Genomic DNA, 14,586 nt, shown 5'->3' on the forward strand with positions numbered 1-14,586 from the left:
GGTCCGCCCCGCTCACCGTCAGCGCAGTGCGGTGCTCGCGGCGGCCCGGACCGCCGCCGTCAGCGCCGCCAGCGCCGTCGACTCCAGTCGCCAGTACTGCCAGTACAGCGGCACGTCGAGGTGCCGGCCGGGGGCCGGTTCGACGAGGCGGCCGGCCGCGAGGTCGGGGCGGGCGACGGTTTCGGGGAGCAGGCCCCAGCCGAGGCCGAGCCGGACCGCCTCGGTGAAGGCGGCCGTCCCCGGCACGAAGTGCGTCGGCGGGTCGACGTCGCGGCGGGTGAGCGTACGGGCGAAGCGGTGTTGCAGGGTGTCCTTGCGGTCGAAGCGGATCATCGTCGCGGTCGGGAACACGGTGGCGGGGTCGCGGTCGGCGAAGCATGCGGCGTGCAGGGCGGGTGCGGCGACGGCGAGGTAGCGCATCGCGCCGAGGCGCAGCACCCGGCAGCCCTGCACGGCGACGCGTTCGGTGGTGACCGCCGCCATCACGGTCCCGTCGCGCAGCAGCCGCGCGGTGTGCCCCTCGTCGTCGGTGTGCAGGTCGACCAGCACGTCGGGCACGGCGGTCAGGGCGGGCAGGAACCAGCCGGCGAGGGAGTCGGCGTTGACCACGACGGCGACCCGGGTGCGGGTGGGGTCGCCCAGCGTGCCGCGCGCCGCGTCGAGGGCCTCCTGTTCCAGCAGCGCCACCTGCCCGCCGAGGCGGACCAGCGGGGCACCGGCGGCGGTCGGCACGCACGGCCGGGTCCGGCGGACGAGCACCTGCCCGACGGCCTGTTCGAGGGCCTTGATGCGCTGGCTGACCGCCGACGGCGTGACGTTCATCGCCCGTGCGGCGGCATCGAAGCTGCCGTGGGTGATGACGGCCTGGAACGTCGCGAGCTGGACCGGGTCGAGCGGCATAAGCGATTCTAACGGCCGTGCAGAATCTTTAGCTGGAGTGCAGGAGGCCGCCGTCCTAGCGTGGCCGTCATGGGTTCCGTGCTCGCCGGTTTCGGCTTCTCCCTCGCGCTGATCGTCGCCATCGGGGCGCAGAACGCCTTCGTGCTGCGCCAGGGGCTGCGCCGGGAGCACGTGCTGCCGGTGGTGGCGATCTGCGTGGCCGCCGACGCCACCCTGATGACCGCCGGCATCGCCGGCCTGGGGGCCGCGCTGACCGCGACGCCGGCCGTCCTGGTCGCCGTCCGCTGGGGCGGCGTCGCGTTCCTGCTCGGGTACGCGCTGCTGGCCGCCCGCCGCGCCCTGCGCCCCGCAGCCCTCAGCCCGTTGGACCGCCCTGCGGCCACGTTGCGGGCGACGCTGCTGGCCTGTCTGGCGTTCACGTTCCTCAACCCGCACGTCTACCTCGACACGGTGCTGCTGCTCGGCACGGTCGCCCACCAGGACCCGAACCGGTGGGCGTTCGGTGCCGGCGCGGTGGCGGCGAGCCTGGCCTGGTTCACCGGCTTGGGCCTCGGCGCCCGCCGGCTGGGGCCGCTGCTCGCCCGTCCGGCGGCGTGGCGGGCCGTCGACGGGACGATCGCCGTGATCATGATGGCCGTCGCCGTCTCGGTCGCCACCGGCTGAACGGCGGCCGGCAGGGGCACCCCTCTGCTGATCCGCCACCGGCGCGGGCCCTCCGGGCGGACCTCGGGACCGTAGGATCGACATCCTTCAACCAGTGATCCACTTTGGAGGGAACCGCGCATGACGGGTCCACTCGCCCGGCTCCGCACCGCCGCCCGACTGACGCTCGCGACCGCCGGCGTCGCGGTGCTCGCGCTCGCGGGCGCTGCCGCCGTCGTGACCACCCCGGCCCAGGCCGCCGGCCCCCGGCCGAACTTCCAGATGCCGGTGCCCTGCGGCGAGACGTGGCGGATGGCCACCTACTACGGTCACGACGACTACGACATCGACCTGACCTTCACCGGCGGGGCCAGCAACGGCCGGCCGATCCTCGCCTCCGCCAGCGGCACCGTCTCCTTCGCCGGCTGGGGCAGCGGCGGCGGCTGGCACGTGATCATCGAACACGGCGGCGGGTGGCGGACGCTCTACCTGCACATGATTGAGACGCCGATGGTCGCCGCCGGCCAGGGGGTGTCGACCGGCCAGCAGCTCGGCCGGGTCGGCAGCACCGGCAACTCCACCGGCCCGCACCTGCACTACGAGCAGGTACGCGACGGCGTCAAGACCGAGTCGTACTTCAACGGGGTGACCTCCGGCATCACCTCCGACGGCAGCCCGTCCACCGGCCCGCTCTACATCTCCGGCCCCACCTCGCCGGCCCGGAACATGACCAGCCAGAACTGCAGCCAGGCCGCCAACCGCCAGGTGTACGAGTCGGGCAGCCACAGCGGCTGGCAGATGCTGCCGGTCAACAGCATCACCGGCTCGGCCACCGCGGCCATGGTCATGGGCACCAACAAGCTGCTCTACACGGTCAACAACGGCCTGGTGTACGAGGCGTCCAGCGACACCGGCTGGCGCAACCTGTGGACCGGCATCTCCGGGGTCAGCAACAACGCCCTCGCCGTGATCAACGTGGGCGGCGTGAAGTACATCTACACCGTGGTCGGCGGCTGGGTGCACGAGGCGTCCAGCGCCAACGGCTGGAAGAACCTGAACACCGGCATCTCCGGGGTCAGCCCCAACGCCCTGGCCGCCATCAACCACAACGGCGTGAAGATCATCTACACCGTGGTCGGCGGCCTGGTGCACGAGGCGGCCAGCAACAACGGCTGGCGCAACCTGTGGACCGGCATCTCCGGCGTCAGCGACAACGCCCTCGCCGTGATCAGCATGGACGGCGTCAAGTACATCTACACGGTCGTCGGCGGCTGGGTGCACGAGGCGAACAGCATCAACGGCTGGCGCAACCTCAACTCCGGCATCTCCGGGGTCAGCCCCGACGCCCTCGCCGCGATCAGCTTCAACGGCGTGAAGATCATCTACACCGTGGTCGGCGGCCTAGTGCACGAGGCGGCCAGCAACAACGGCTGGCGCAACCTCAACTCCAACGTCCGGGGCACCGCCGTCTCGGCGACCACCGTCACCGGCGTGAAGGTCCTCTACACCGTCTGAACGTCCCCTCCGGCAGGCTCATCGGCCCGGGTGCCACCCGTCGGCGGCACCCGGGCCACGCCGCGCCTCGGCCAGGCGCCGCGCGCGTCGGGCACCGGCCCCGCACGCACGGTAGGAGGCCCGGTCCCCACCGACGGCGCATACCGGCAGGCCGGGGCGTTGCGACCCGGCGGAATGCCCGACATCAGCCATTCGTAATGGTCACTGTGCGCCACCACGGTCACCGCCGACTGGCCTCAACGCTTGTTAAGTCTGCGATCATTCCCGGCACATGGTTGACGACCCGCAGCCCGAGGGCAATCATGTTGTTCACCGGATTCCCGGCCCGCGCACATGTCGGATCTGGTAGTTGTTCCGGCGTTTCGACGCGGTTGCCCGCGAGGCGGATGCCCCGTGCGCAATTCCCTGTCGACCCAGTCGGGAAAACTGCCGCAGGCAGTCAGGAGCACACCGGTGAACGGGAACGACGAAGATCCCGCGCCGAGCCGGCCCCGGCCGGCTTCACACGGCGCTGAGCTGCACGAACAGCTTGCACTGCACGGTGGCGCACCGATCCGCCACGCTCCCTGGCCCACCTACGACAAAGGCGCGGTACACGTCTGCGCCGACGATGAGGAAGCGGCGATACGCGCTATCCGCAGCCACCTCTACTTCCGTTACGACCATCGCACCGAGGCGGAAACGGAGTGCGGGCAGTTCGAGGCGGAACTGTGCCGTTATTTCGGTACCCGGCACGCCCTCGCCGTATCCAGTGGCACCGCCGCGCTCGCCCTGGCGATCATGGGTGCCGCCGTTCCGCCCGGTTCATTGGTGGCCTGCCCGGGATTCACTTTCGTGGCCACCCCGAGCGCCATTGTGCTGGCCGGGTGCCGACCATTCCTGGTCGAGGTGGACGACGACCTGCGGATGGACCTCGACGACCTGCGCCGCCGCTGGCGACCGGAGATCAAGGCGATCCTCGTGGTGCACATGCGCGGTTTCGCCGCCGACGTCGCCGCGCTGGCCGCCTTCGCCGCCGAGATGGGCGTACCGCTGATCGAGGACGCGGTGCCCGCGCTCGGCGCCGAACTGCACGGCCGCAAGCTCGGCACGTTCGGCGTGGCCGGGGCGTTCAGCACCCAGTCCGACAAGGCGCTCAACTGCGGCGAGGGCGGCTTCCTGGTCACCGACGACAGCACCCTGTTCGGTCGGGCGGTGGCGCTGTCCGGGGCGTACGAGGGGCGGCTGCGGCGGCACTTCCCCGGCACCGAACCGCCCGTCGACGGGCTGGACCTGCCCCTGCTCAGCCTGCGGATGGACGAGATCCGGGCCGCCCTGCTGCGCGCCGAACTGACCCGGCTGCCGCAGCGACTGGCCCTGTTCCACCGCAACTACGCCCAGGTCAGCGGCGCGCTGGCCGATCTGCCGGGGATCGCGATCCGCAACCCGGTCGCGCCCGGGGCGTACCTCGGTGAGGCGTTCGTGTTCCGGGTGCCCGGCGGCGACGCGGGCTGGTTCACCCGCGCCCTGCGCGCCGAGGGCATCGACGCCCGCAACATCGGCGCGGACGACGACCTCAACGTGCGGGCCTTCTGGAACTGGCGGTTCATGTACGACGACCGCGACCCGGCCCGGATCCGGGCCACCCTGCCGCGCACCGCCCGGCTGCTCGCCGAGACGGTCGACGTGCCGCTGTCGTCCAGTCTGACCCCCGACGACTGCGACCAGCTGATCCGCGCGGTCCGCAAGGTCGCCGCCGCGGCGGGGACACCCGGCGACGCGGCACCGGACGGGTCGCTCCCGGCGGCCGTCGGGGTGGAGCCGGTGCGGGCATGACCACCGCCCCGACCCGGGACACCGCCGTCCCCCGGCTGGCGATGGTGGGCATCTTCGGTGGTCTCTTCGCCGGCTACCTGGGGCTCACCGCGGTCATCCCGGTGCTCCCGGCGTTCCTGCGCGACCGGCACGACGCCGGGGACTTCACCGTCGGCCTGGTGGTCACCGTGACGGCGGTGACCGCGCTGCTGGTCCGCCCGGTCGCCGGCGCGCTGGCCGACCGGTACGGCCACCGCACGGTGATGCTGACCGGGGCGCTGGTCGTCGGCGCCGGGGGCCTGCTCTACCTGCTGCCGTTGGGCGTGCCCGCGCTGGTCGCCGTGCGGCTGCTGCTCGGGGCCGGTGAGGCCGCCCTGTTCACCGCCGGTGCGGTGTGGACGGTCGCGCTGGCCCCGCACCACCGGCGCGGCCAGCTCATCGGCCTGTACGGGGTGAGCATGTGGGGCGGCATCTCCGCCGGCACGTTCCTCGGCGCGACCCTGCAACAGGTCTCCTTCACCGCGGTGTGGGTGCTCAGCGCCGCCGCGCCGCTTCTCGCCGCCGGGCTGGTCGCCGTGGTGCCGACGCCGCCCCGGACCGCCCCGACCGGCGGTGGCGGTGGCCTGCTGCTGCGCCCGGCGCTGCTGCCCGGGGTCGCGCTGACCCTCGGGGCGGCCGGTTACGCCGGGCTCGCCGCGTTCGTGGTGCTGCACCTCGACGCCCGCGACATCGGGCACGGGGTGGTGGTGCTGAGCTGCTTCAGCGCCGTCTACGCCGGCACCCGGCTGGTCATCGGGCACCTGCCCGACCGGCTCGGGCCGCGTCGGGTGGCCGCCTGGTGCGGGGTCGGTGAGGCGGTCGGGCTGGCCGTCGTCGCCGTCGCCCCGAACCTGCCGGTCGCCGTGGCCGGCAGCGTGGTCATGGGGGTCGGCTTCTCGCTGCTGCACCCGTCGCTGGCGCTGATGGTGATGGACCGGACCGATCCGGCCCGGCAGGGCGCGGCGATCGGCGCGTACACCTCGTTCTGGGACCTGGGGCTCGCGGTGTGGGGGCCGGTCACCGGCCTGGTCGCCGCCGGCTTCGGCTACCCGGCGGTCTTCGTCGTCGGCGCGGCCTGCGCGCTGGTCGCGGCGGCCCTGGCGGTACGCATCGGCCGCCCCACCACACCCACGGAGGTACCCGCCGGATGAGCGAGCCGTTGACCGTCCTGTGCATCACCGGCTGGTGCCGCAACGGCAGCACCATCATCGGCAACGTCCTCAACGAGGTGCCCGGCTTCTTCCACGTCGGTGAGCTGCACTTCCTGTGGAAGAACGCCACCGGCCGGGGGGTCAACGACCGGTGCGGCTGCGGCGAGGCGTTGACCGGCTGCCCGATCTGGTCGACGGTGCTGCCGATCGGCCGGCCCGCAGGGACCTCCCCGGACGCGCACGCCGAGGCGGTGATCCGGCGGCAGTGGTCCCGGGTGCGCACCCGGCACACCTGGCGGGTGCTGCGGCGCGGCCTGCACGACGACGAGATCCGCGCGCACGCCGACCTGATGGGCCGGGTCTACCACGGCATCGCCGACCGGACCGGGGCGCGGGTGATCGTGGACACCACGAAGATCCCCGGTGAGGCGGCGCTGCTGGCGCACCTGCCCGGCATCCGGCCGTACTACGTGCACCTGGTCCGCGACCCCCGGGCGGTGGCGCACTCGTGGCGGGAGCCGAAGCAGTACGTCTACGCGATGTCCGCCGCCCGCAGCACCGGCTACTGGCACGGTTTCAACCGGGCCGCCGCCGCGATCACCCGCCGGTACCCGGACCGGTCGATGTTCCTGCGTTACGAGCAGTTCACCGCCGACCCGGCCGGCACCGTCGACGCGCTGCTGCGGTTCTGCGCCGCCGACCCGGCCGGCAACCCGGTGCGCGGGCGCACCGTGCACCTGCACACCAACCACACGGTCACCGGCAACCCGGACCGGTTCCGCACCGGACCGACGCTCATCCGGGACTCCGACGACGGCTGGCGACGCACCCTGTCGCCCCGCCGGCGGTGGGCCGCGACGGCGCTGGCCTGGCCGCTGTTCGGCCGCTACGGCTACCGCTCCCCCGGCCCCGCCCCGGCGACGGTCGGCAGCACATCGGACAACGGGAGGTAACGGGCGTGGATCTCGGGCTGAAGGGGCGGGTCGCCCTGGTCGCGGGCGGCACCAGCGGCATCGGGTTGGCCTGCGCGAAGGAGTTCGCCGCCGAGGGCGCCCAGGTGGCGATCTGCGGACGCGACCCGCAGCGGCTGGCCGCCGCACAACGGGAGGTGGCGCAGGTGGCGACCGGTCGGGTCAGCGCCACCAGCGTCGACCTCACCGACCCCGACGCGGCCCGCGACTGGGTCGACGCGGTCGCCGCCGACCTGGGCGGGGTGCACGTACTGGTGGCCGGGGGCGGCAGCCCGCCGGTCGGCACCGCCAGCGGCTTCGCCGTCGACGACTACCGGGCCGCCGTGGACCGGGTGCTGCTGCCGGCGGTGGCGCTGGCCACGGCGGCACTGCCGCACCTGCGGGCCGCCGGCTGGGGACGACTGCTCTTCGTCGCCTCCGAGACCGCCTGCGTGCCGATCGGGCCGCTGGTGCTCTCCGGGGTCACCCGGGCGGCGCTGGTCCGGTTCGCCCAGGGCCTCGCCGTCGACGTGGGCCGCGACGGCATCACCGTCAACGTGCTCGCCCCGGGCGGGGTGCGGACCCCGCCGATGGAACGCGCCGCCGCCCGGCTCGCCGCCGACGGCGACGTGGAGGACCAACTGGCGGCGATGGGCCACCACAGCGCGGTGGGCCGGCTGGCCCGGCCGGACGAGGTGGCCGCGGTGGCCGCCTTCCTGGCCAGCGAGCGGGCCTCCTTCGTCACCGCCGGGGTGCACCTGATCGACGGCGGGGCCGCCGCGACCGGCCCGGAGCTGCCCCACCTGACCGGCGTCGGCCGGGACACCTACTCCTGACCCCACCCCCACACCCCCGCCCGCCCGCGCACGAAGGAGTGCCGCATGTCCACGACCAGCCAGTTCACCGAACGGGACGTCTCCGAGTTCTTCGACCAGACCACCCAGACGTACCTCAGCTTCTGGGACAGCGAGGGGGTGCTGCACACCGGCTACTTCGCCGACGCCGACGACACCGACTACCCGGCGGCGGCCGACCGGACGTCGGACATCCTCGCCGCCGAGGCCGGCATCGACGCGTCCTCGACGGTGCTGGACGTCGGCTGCGGCTGCGGCAACTTCCTGCTGCGGCTGGCCGGGCACACCGGCTGCCGGGGCGAGGGGCTGGACCTGAGCATCGAACGGGTCCGCTTCGCCCAGACCAAACTGGCCGAACGCGGGGGTGGCCTACCGGTCGCCTTCCGGCACGGCTCGGCCACCGCCATGCCGTACGCCGACGGCAGCTTCACCCACGTGGTCAGCCAGGACGCGCTGTTCCTGGTGCCGGACAAGGCGCGCAGCCACGCGGAGATGTTCCGGGTGCTCACCCCCGGCGGGACGCTGGCCGTCACCGACTTCCTGCAACCCGTCGCCGAGGTCGGCGCGGCGGCCCGCCGGCACGTCTACGACCGGGTGCGGTGGAGCAGCGGCTACTCCCTCGACGGCTACCGGGAGGCGTTGACGGCGGCCGGGTTCGAGGTGACCGTCGCCCGCAGCCTCGACACGCACATCCGGCAGACGTACCGGGTGCTCGGGGAGACCGCCCGGCAGCGGGCCGCCGCGAGCGACGACGAGGCGGCCCGGCGGTGGATCCTCGGCTTCGCCGCCTCCTGCGACGAGATCCAGGCGGCGATCGACCGGGGCGAGTTCGGCTGGGGCATGTTCGTCGCCCGCAAGCCGGCCTGACCGGCCGCACCGACCCGCGTACCAGCTTCAGGACCAGGAGGGCAGTCATGCAGCGCACCGACGCCGTCAAGCGGACGATCGCCGAGGTCGTCGCCGAACGCAGGACCCAGATGTCGCCAGGCGGGTTGTTCGTCGAGGCGTTCGCCAAGGACGGTTTCGACACCAGCGTCGACTACGACGTCACCATCACCGACTCGCTGACCAGCTCCCGGCGCAAGCCCCGCTACCCGTCGCGGAACATGCTGAAGGTGGTGGACCTGTCCCGGGAGCCGCAGGAGTTCTACTGGCACGAGAGCCCACCGCGCCCCGGCGACCCGGTGGTGGACGGGGCGGACCTGCGCCGGGAGGCCGCCAACCACTTCCACCGCTCCCCCATCCCGGAGCTGCTGACCACCCGGGCCTGGGTGCAGGTGCCCGACGAGCTGTGGGCCGACCCGGTGGGTTTCGCCCAGTTCATCGACTACCGCCTGGTGGTGCGGCTGGCCACCGCCGAGAACCACACCATCCTGCGTGGCGAGGGCGGGCTGCTGAACATGCCGCAGCTCGGCCGGCTCACCGACCCCGCGCCGTTCACGTCGACCATCCTGGCCGCCTGCAACGAGGTGGAGCAGATGGGCAGCACCGCCGACGGGTTGATCATCAACCCCGCCGACTACTACCGGCTGCTCGGCGAGGGGCACCTGATGCGCGACGTGGAGGACAACGGCGTCTTCATCGTCCGGACCCGGCTGGTCGACCCGGGCACCGCGATCGTCGGCGACTTCGGCCACGGCGCGGTGCTGTTCGACGCCGGCCGGTCGACCATCCGGTTCGCCGAGCCGCCGCCCGGCACCTTCGCCGAACCGGGGCGGGCGTTGTGCGCCGAGATCTGGGAGCGGGTCGTGGTCAACCTGCCCACCTGTTTCTTCGTCGTCACCCTGTAGCGGGGGCCCGACATGGCGACGACGCCCGCGCCGGACGTACCCGCACGGTCCGACCCCGACGTCCTGGTCGTCGGCGCGGGCGTGGCCGGGCTGTTCTGCGCCTGGTTCCTGCGCCGGGCCGGGCTGAGCGTGACGGTGGTGGACCGGGGCGAGGTCGGCGACCCGGCCGCCTGCTCGTCGGGCAACACCGGTTTCGTCGGCACCCAGGGGGCCGCTCCGCTGGCGGAGCCGGGGGTGCCGGCGAAGGGGCTGCGCTGGATGCTTCACCCGGACAGCCCGTTCCACGTCCGGCCCCGGCTCGACCGGGAGCTGCTGGCCTGGCTGTGGCACTTCCGCCGGAACTGCACGCAGCGGCAGGCCCGCGCCGGCTTCGAGGTGCTGCTCGACCTCAAGCAGCGCAGCCTGGCCATCCTGCGGGAGGTCTGCGCACACGACGACCTGGCCGGCACCCTCACCGCCCGCGGCATGCTGCTGGCCTGCCGTACGCCGCAGGGGTACGCGCAGGCGCGGGCGTCGGTGCCGGCGGCGGTGGCCCGGGGGGTGCCGCTGCGCACCGTGGACCGGGCGGAGCTGGCCCGGCTGCAACCGGGCGTCGAGTTCGCCGTCGCCGGGGCGCTGCTCAACGAGGAGGGCGCCGCGCTACGCATCCCGGCGTTCCTGGTCGCGTTCGCCCGGCTGTTGCGGGCGTCCGGGGTGGAGATCCTCACCGACACCGAGGTACGCGGCTTCGACACCGTGAACCGTCGGGTCCGCGCCGTCCGTACCAGCCGGGGCGACCTGCGCCCCGGTGAGGTGGTGCTCGCCGCCGGGGTGTGGTCGGCGGCGTGCGCCAGGCAGTTGGGCGTCGGCCTGCTGCTGCAACCCGCCAAGGGGTACGCGGTGACCGTCGACGCCGGCCCCGCCACCCCGACCCTGCCGGTGCTGCTCAGTGAGGGGAAGGTGGCCGTCATGCCGTTGGGCGACCGGATACGTCTGGCCGGGACGCTGGAGTTGACCGGTCTGGACACCAGCGTGTCCCCGCGCCGGGTGGACGGCATCCGGCGCACCGTGCGGTCGTACCTGCCGGGGTGCGACACCGGGGGCCGGGTGCAGGTGTGGAGCGGGCTGCGGCCGTGCACCCCGGACAGCCTGCCGCTGATCGGCCGGCTCGGGTCGTACCGCAACGTCAGCGTCGCGACCGGGCACGGGCACATCGGGATGGGGCTCGCCCCGGCCGGTGGGCGGCTGCTCGCCCAGCTCGTCACCGGCGCGGAGCCGGACGTGCCACTGGCGACGTTCGCGGTGGACCGGCACCGGCGGGGGCACCGGTGAGCACCCCCACGATCGGGGTGCTCTGTCTACAGACCAGCTTCGACAAGATCCCCGGCCACATCCGCAACCCGGCGACGTTCGACTTCCCGGTGGTGTACCGGGTCGTCGAGGGGGCCACCCCGCAGCGGCTGGTCCGCGAGGCCGATCCGACCCTGCTCACGCCGTTCGTCACGGCCGCCCGGGACCTGCAGGGTGCCGGGGTCGCCGCGATCACCGGGGCATGCGGTTTCCTGGTGCTGTTCCAGGCGGAGCTGGCCGCCGCCGTGGACGTGCCGCTGCACTCGTCGAGCCTGCTCCAGTTGCCGATGGTGCACCGGATGCTCGGTCCGGGCCGGACGGTCGGGGTGCTGACCGCCGACGCGGCGGCGCTGACCCGCCGGCACCTGGCCGCGGTCGGCGCGCAGGACGTGCCGATCCGGGTCGCCGGGATGGCCGACGCGCCGGAGTTCCGTGAGGTCATGCTGGAGGGTCGGCGCGACGCCCTCGACGTCGACCGGTTGGCCGCCGAGGTGGTGGCCCGGGCGGACGTCCTGGCCGGGCCGGACCTGGGGGCGGTGGTCATCGAGTGCACCGACCTGGTGCCGTTCGCGCATCTGGTCCAGGCCCGGCTCGGGGTGCCGGTCTACGACATCGTCACCCTGACCACGATGGTGCACGCCGGTCTGGCCCGGCGCCCGTACGCCGAACGCCGCTAGCCCGTACTTCCCCGTACCGCCGGCCGGTCGGGTCCGTCGTGGACCCGGCCGGCCGGCGGTCTTTTCATGGGGGCTCCCCGCAGACCGCCCGGCGCACGGCGGTCGTGCGTGCGGGACCGGCGTCCGGGCCGAGCCGCAGGTGATGCGGTATTCACGATTTCAAACTCCGCCATTGTCACGAGTTTCCGGCCGGATCCTCACCGTAGGTCGATGACGCATAGCACTGTGCTCGACGGCCCGCCGATCGCAGGATTGACATCAACCGATCAGGGGATGGGAGGCAGCCGGGATGGACGACAGATACGACGCGTACTGCGCGGTCGATCCGCTCTTCTACGACTCGTTGTCCAGCGCGAGCGCCACCGCCACCGGCATCGGCTACGCCACCGACCGCCCGCAGCCGGCCGACTGGGAACGCGAGGTCAAGGACGACTGGCTGATCCACGCGCCGGTCGGCGGCACCCTGCCCCCTCAGGGCTGGAAGATCCACGTCTCGGCCCGGCTGGACAACGCCGAACGGGTCCTCACCCGGGTGATGGACTACTGCGAGCCGCGCGGCATCCCGTTCAAGCACCTGCGCGGTCCCCGGATGCTGCTGATGCGCAACAGCAAGTACGCCCGCCGCGGCGGCAGCGGCAAGTTCGTCACCGTCTACCCCCGTGACGACGCCGAACTGGAGCTGACCGCCAAGGAACTGGCGGCGCTGCTCGACGGTGAGCAGGGGCCCTACATCCTCAGCGACCTGCGCTACGGCGACGGCCCGGTCTACCTGCGCTACGGCGGTTTCGCCGCCCGCTACTGCCTCTCACCCGAGGGTCAGGTGGTGCCGGCCATCGCCGACGCCACCGGCACCCTGGTCCCCGACCGCCGCGACCCGGTGTTCCACCTGCCCGACTGGGTGACCCTGCCGGACTTCCTCGGCCCGCACCTGGCCGCCCGCAACGCCGCCAGCACCACCGAGCTGCCCTACCGGATCGAGAAGGTCATCCACTTCTCCAACGGCGGCGGCCTGTACGAGGCGCGGGACACCCGGACCGACACCCGGGTGGTGCTCAAGGAGGCCCGCCCGTACGCCGGCCTCGACGCCACCGGGTCGGACGCGGTGACCCGGCTGCACCGGGAGGCCACCGTGCTGCGCCAACTCGCCGACGTCCCGCACCTGGTGCGGGTGCACGACGAGTTCAGCTTCGGCGGGCACGAGTTCCTCGCCCTGGAGTTCGTCGAGGGCCGCCCGCTCAACCAGGTCGTCGTGCAGCGCTACCCGCTGGTGCACCCGGACGCCGACCGCGCCGACTACACCCGTTGGGCGCTGGACGTGCACCGGCAGGTCGCCGAGGCGGTCGAGGCCATCCACGCGCACGGCGTCGTCTACGGCGACCTGCACATGTTCAACATCATGGTCGGCGACGACGGCGCGGTCACCCTGATCGACTTCGAGGTCGCCGCCCCGGCCGCCGAGGCGAGCCGACCGGCGCTGCGCAACCAGGCGTTCGCCGCGCCCCGCGACCGGGTCGGCCCCGACGTCGACCGGTACGCCCTGGCCTGCCTGCGACTCGCCCTGTTCCTGCCGCTGACCGCGATGCTGCGGCTGGCCCCGGAGAAGGCGGCGCACCTGGCCGACCTGGTGGCCGAGCACTTCCCGGTCGACCGGGCGGTGCTCGACGAGACCGTCGCGGTGATCGTCGGTCCTCCACCGGCCACCGGCACCGCCGACCCGACGATCCCGACGACCCCCGCCGTGACGGCACCGACCCGGCTGGACCCGGACGTGGTGCGGGTCGACCCGGACGACTGGCCGGGCCTGCGCGACCGGCTGGTCCGGGCGATCACCGCCAGCGCCACGCCGCACCGCGACGACCGGCTCTTCCCCGGTGACATCCGGCAGTTCAGCGGCAACGACGGCGGGCTGAACCTCGCCCACGGCGCGGCCGGGGTGCTCTGGGCACTGCACGCCACCGGCGCCCCCGTCGACCCCGACCACGTGCACTGGTTGATCGACCGGGTCCGGGAACCCGCCTCCGGCAGCCGACTCGGCCTCTTCGACGGGCTGCACGGGGTGGCGTACGTGCTGGACCTGCTCGGGCACCGCGACGAAGCCCGCCGGCTGCTCGACCGCTGCCTCGGCGAACCGTGGACGGAACTCGGCAACGACCTGGTGGGCGGGCTGCCCGGCATCGCGCTGAACCTGACCCACTTCGCCACGCTGACCGGCGAGGACCGCTACGAGGCCGCCGCCCGACAGGCCGTCGACCTGGTCGTCGACCGGCTCGGCGACGTCGACTCGGTGGCCGAGGTCAGCGGCGGCCGGCACCCGTACGCCGGGCTGATGCGCGGCGGCGCGGGAGTGGCGCTGATGCTGCTGCACCGGCACGAACGGGAACCCGACGCGCGGCTGCTCGACCACGCCGAGACCGCGCTGCGGCAGGACCTGCGCCGCTGCGTGCGCCGCGACGACGGGCACCTGGAGGTCAACGAGGGCTGGCGGACCATGCCGTACCTCGCGGAGGGCAGCGTCGGGGTGGGGCTGGTGCTCGACCGGTACCTGCGCCACCGGCCCGACGAGGCCCTGCGCGAGCAGGCCGACGCGATCCGCCGTTGCGCCGACTTCCCGTTCTACGCCCAGTCCGGGCTGTTCGCCGGACGCGCCGGCATCGTGGCCTACCTGGCCGCCCGGGGCGAGTACGACGTGGCCCACGACCAGGCCCGCCTGCTGGGTTGGCACGCCCTGCCGTACGCCGGTGGCACCGTCTTCCCCGGCGACCAGCTGCTGCGGCTCTCGATGGACCTGGCCACCGGCACCGCCGGCGTGCTGGCCGCCGTGGCCGCCAGCCGACCCACCGATCCGGTCCGGTTGCCGCTGCTGGCGCCGACCGGCGACCCCACCCCGGCCGACTGACGGCCCACCCGCTCCCCGGGGGTCACCCCGGGGCCACCCGACCCGACGA

12 protein-coding genes are annotated in these 14,586 nt (G+C 73.5%); 11 read left to right on the forward strand and 1 reads right to left on the reverse strand.

All coding sequences use genetic code 11. The features are described from left to right. Positions 1-18: 18 nt before the first annotated feature. Positions 19-900, reverse strand: a complete 882-nt coding sequence (locus ACN261_RS25535) for a LysR family transcriptional regulator ArgP (protein ID WP_425852551.1) — start codon at positions 898-900, stop codon at positions 19-21. Positions 901-969: 69 nt separating this feature from the next. Between ACN261_RS25535 and ACN261_RS25540 the strand changes: the two genes are divergently transcribed. The 11 genes from ACN261_RS25540 to lanKC all read left to right on the forward strand — a co-directional run bounded on the left by ACN261_RS25540 (position 970) and on the right by lanKC (position 14,537). Continuing rightward, a complete protein-coding gene (locus ACN261_RS25540; protein WP_425852553.1) occupies positions 970-1,563 on the forward strand; it encodes a LysE/ArgO family amino acid transporter in 594 nt (197 codons plus the stop codon). Between the two features lie 120 nt (positions 1,564-1,683). After that, positions 1,684-3,057: a M23 family metallopeptidase gene (locus ACN261_RS25545; protein ID WP_425852555.1), complete on the forward strand. Its 1,374-nt coding sequence runs from the start codon at positions 1,684-1,686 to the stop codon at positions 3,055-3,057. A 453-nt stretch (positions 3,058-3,510) separates the two neighbouring features. Further along, positions 3,511-4,872 (forward strand): DegT/DnrJ/EryC1/StrS family aminotransferase, encoded by a 1,362-nt coding sequence (locus ACN261_RS25550; protein ID WP_425852557.1) that lies wholly within the window; start codon positions 3,511-3,513, stop codon positions 4,870-4,872. Then, positions 4,869-6,041 (forward strand): MFS transporter, encoded by a 1,173-nt coding sequence (locus ACN261_RS25555; RefSeq protein WP_425852559.1) that lies wholly within the window; start codon positions 4,869-4,871, stop codon positions 6,039-6,041. Before ACN261_RS25550 ends, ACN261_RS25555 begins: the two co-directional genes overlap by 4 nt. Then, the gene (locus ACN261_RS25560; RefSeq protein WP_425852561.1) at positions 6,038-6,994 is read left to right on the forward strand and encodes a sulfotransferase; all 957 of its coding nucleotides are present in this window, start codon (positions 6,038-6,040) and stop codon (positions 6,992-6,994) included. Before ACN261_RS25555 ends, ACN261_RS25560 begins: the two co-directional genes overlap by 4 nt. 5 nt (positions 6,995-6,999) lie before the next feature. Further along, positions 7,000-7,827 carry an SDR family NAD(P)-dependent oxidoreductase gene (locus ACN261_RS25565; protein ID WP_421482212.1) on the forward strand — a complete coding sequence of 276 codons (828 nt, stop codon included), beginning with the start codon at positions 7,000-7,002 and terminating at the stop codon, positions 7,825-7,827. A 45-nt stretch (positions 7,828-7,872) separates the two neighbouring features. Next, positions 7,873-8,712, forward strand: a complete 840-nt coding sequence (locus ACN261_RS25570) for an SAM-dependent methyltransferase (RefSeq protein WP_421482213.1) — start codon at positions 7,873-7,875, stop codon at positions 8,710-8,712. A 47-nt stretch (positions 8,713-8,759) separates the two neighbouring features. Then, entirely contained in the window at positions 8,760-9,635 is an 876-nt protein-coding gene (locus ACN261_RS25575; protein ID WP_363653357.1) for a family 3 encapsulin nanocompartment shell protein, read from the forward strand. 12 nt (positions 9,636-9,647) lie between these two features. Continuing rightward, the gene (locus ACN261_RS25580) at positions 9,648-10,946 is read left to right on the forward strand and encodes an NAD(P)/FAD-dependent oxidoreductase (protein WP_425852564.1); all 1,299 of its coding nucleotides are present in this window, start codon (positions 9,648-9,650) and stop codon (positions 10,944-10,946) included. Further along, a complete protein-coding gene (locus tag ACN261_RS25585) occupies positions 10,943-11,641 on the forward strand; it encodes an aspartate/glutamate racemase family protein (protein ID WP_425852566.1) in 699 nt (232 codons plus the stop codon). Before ACN261_RS25580 ends, ACN261_RS25585 begins: the two co-directional genes overlap by 4 nt. Before the next feature lie 289 nt (positions 11,642-11,930). Beyond that, the gene (gene lanKC / locus ACN261_RS25590) at positions 11,931-14,537 is read left to right on the forward strand and encodes a class III lanthionine synthetase LanKC (protein WP_425852568.1); all 2,607 of its coding nucleotides are present in this window, start codon (positions 11,931-11,933) and stop codon (positions 14,535-14,537) included. Positions 14,538-14,586: the final 49 nt, after the last annotated feature.

The sequence above is a fragment of the Micromonospora sp. WMMD723 genome (genome assembly GCF_049863385.1).
Lineage (GTDB): Bacteria > Actinomycetota > Actinomycetes > Mycobacteriales > Micromonosporaceae > Micromonospora > Micromonospora wenchangensis.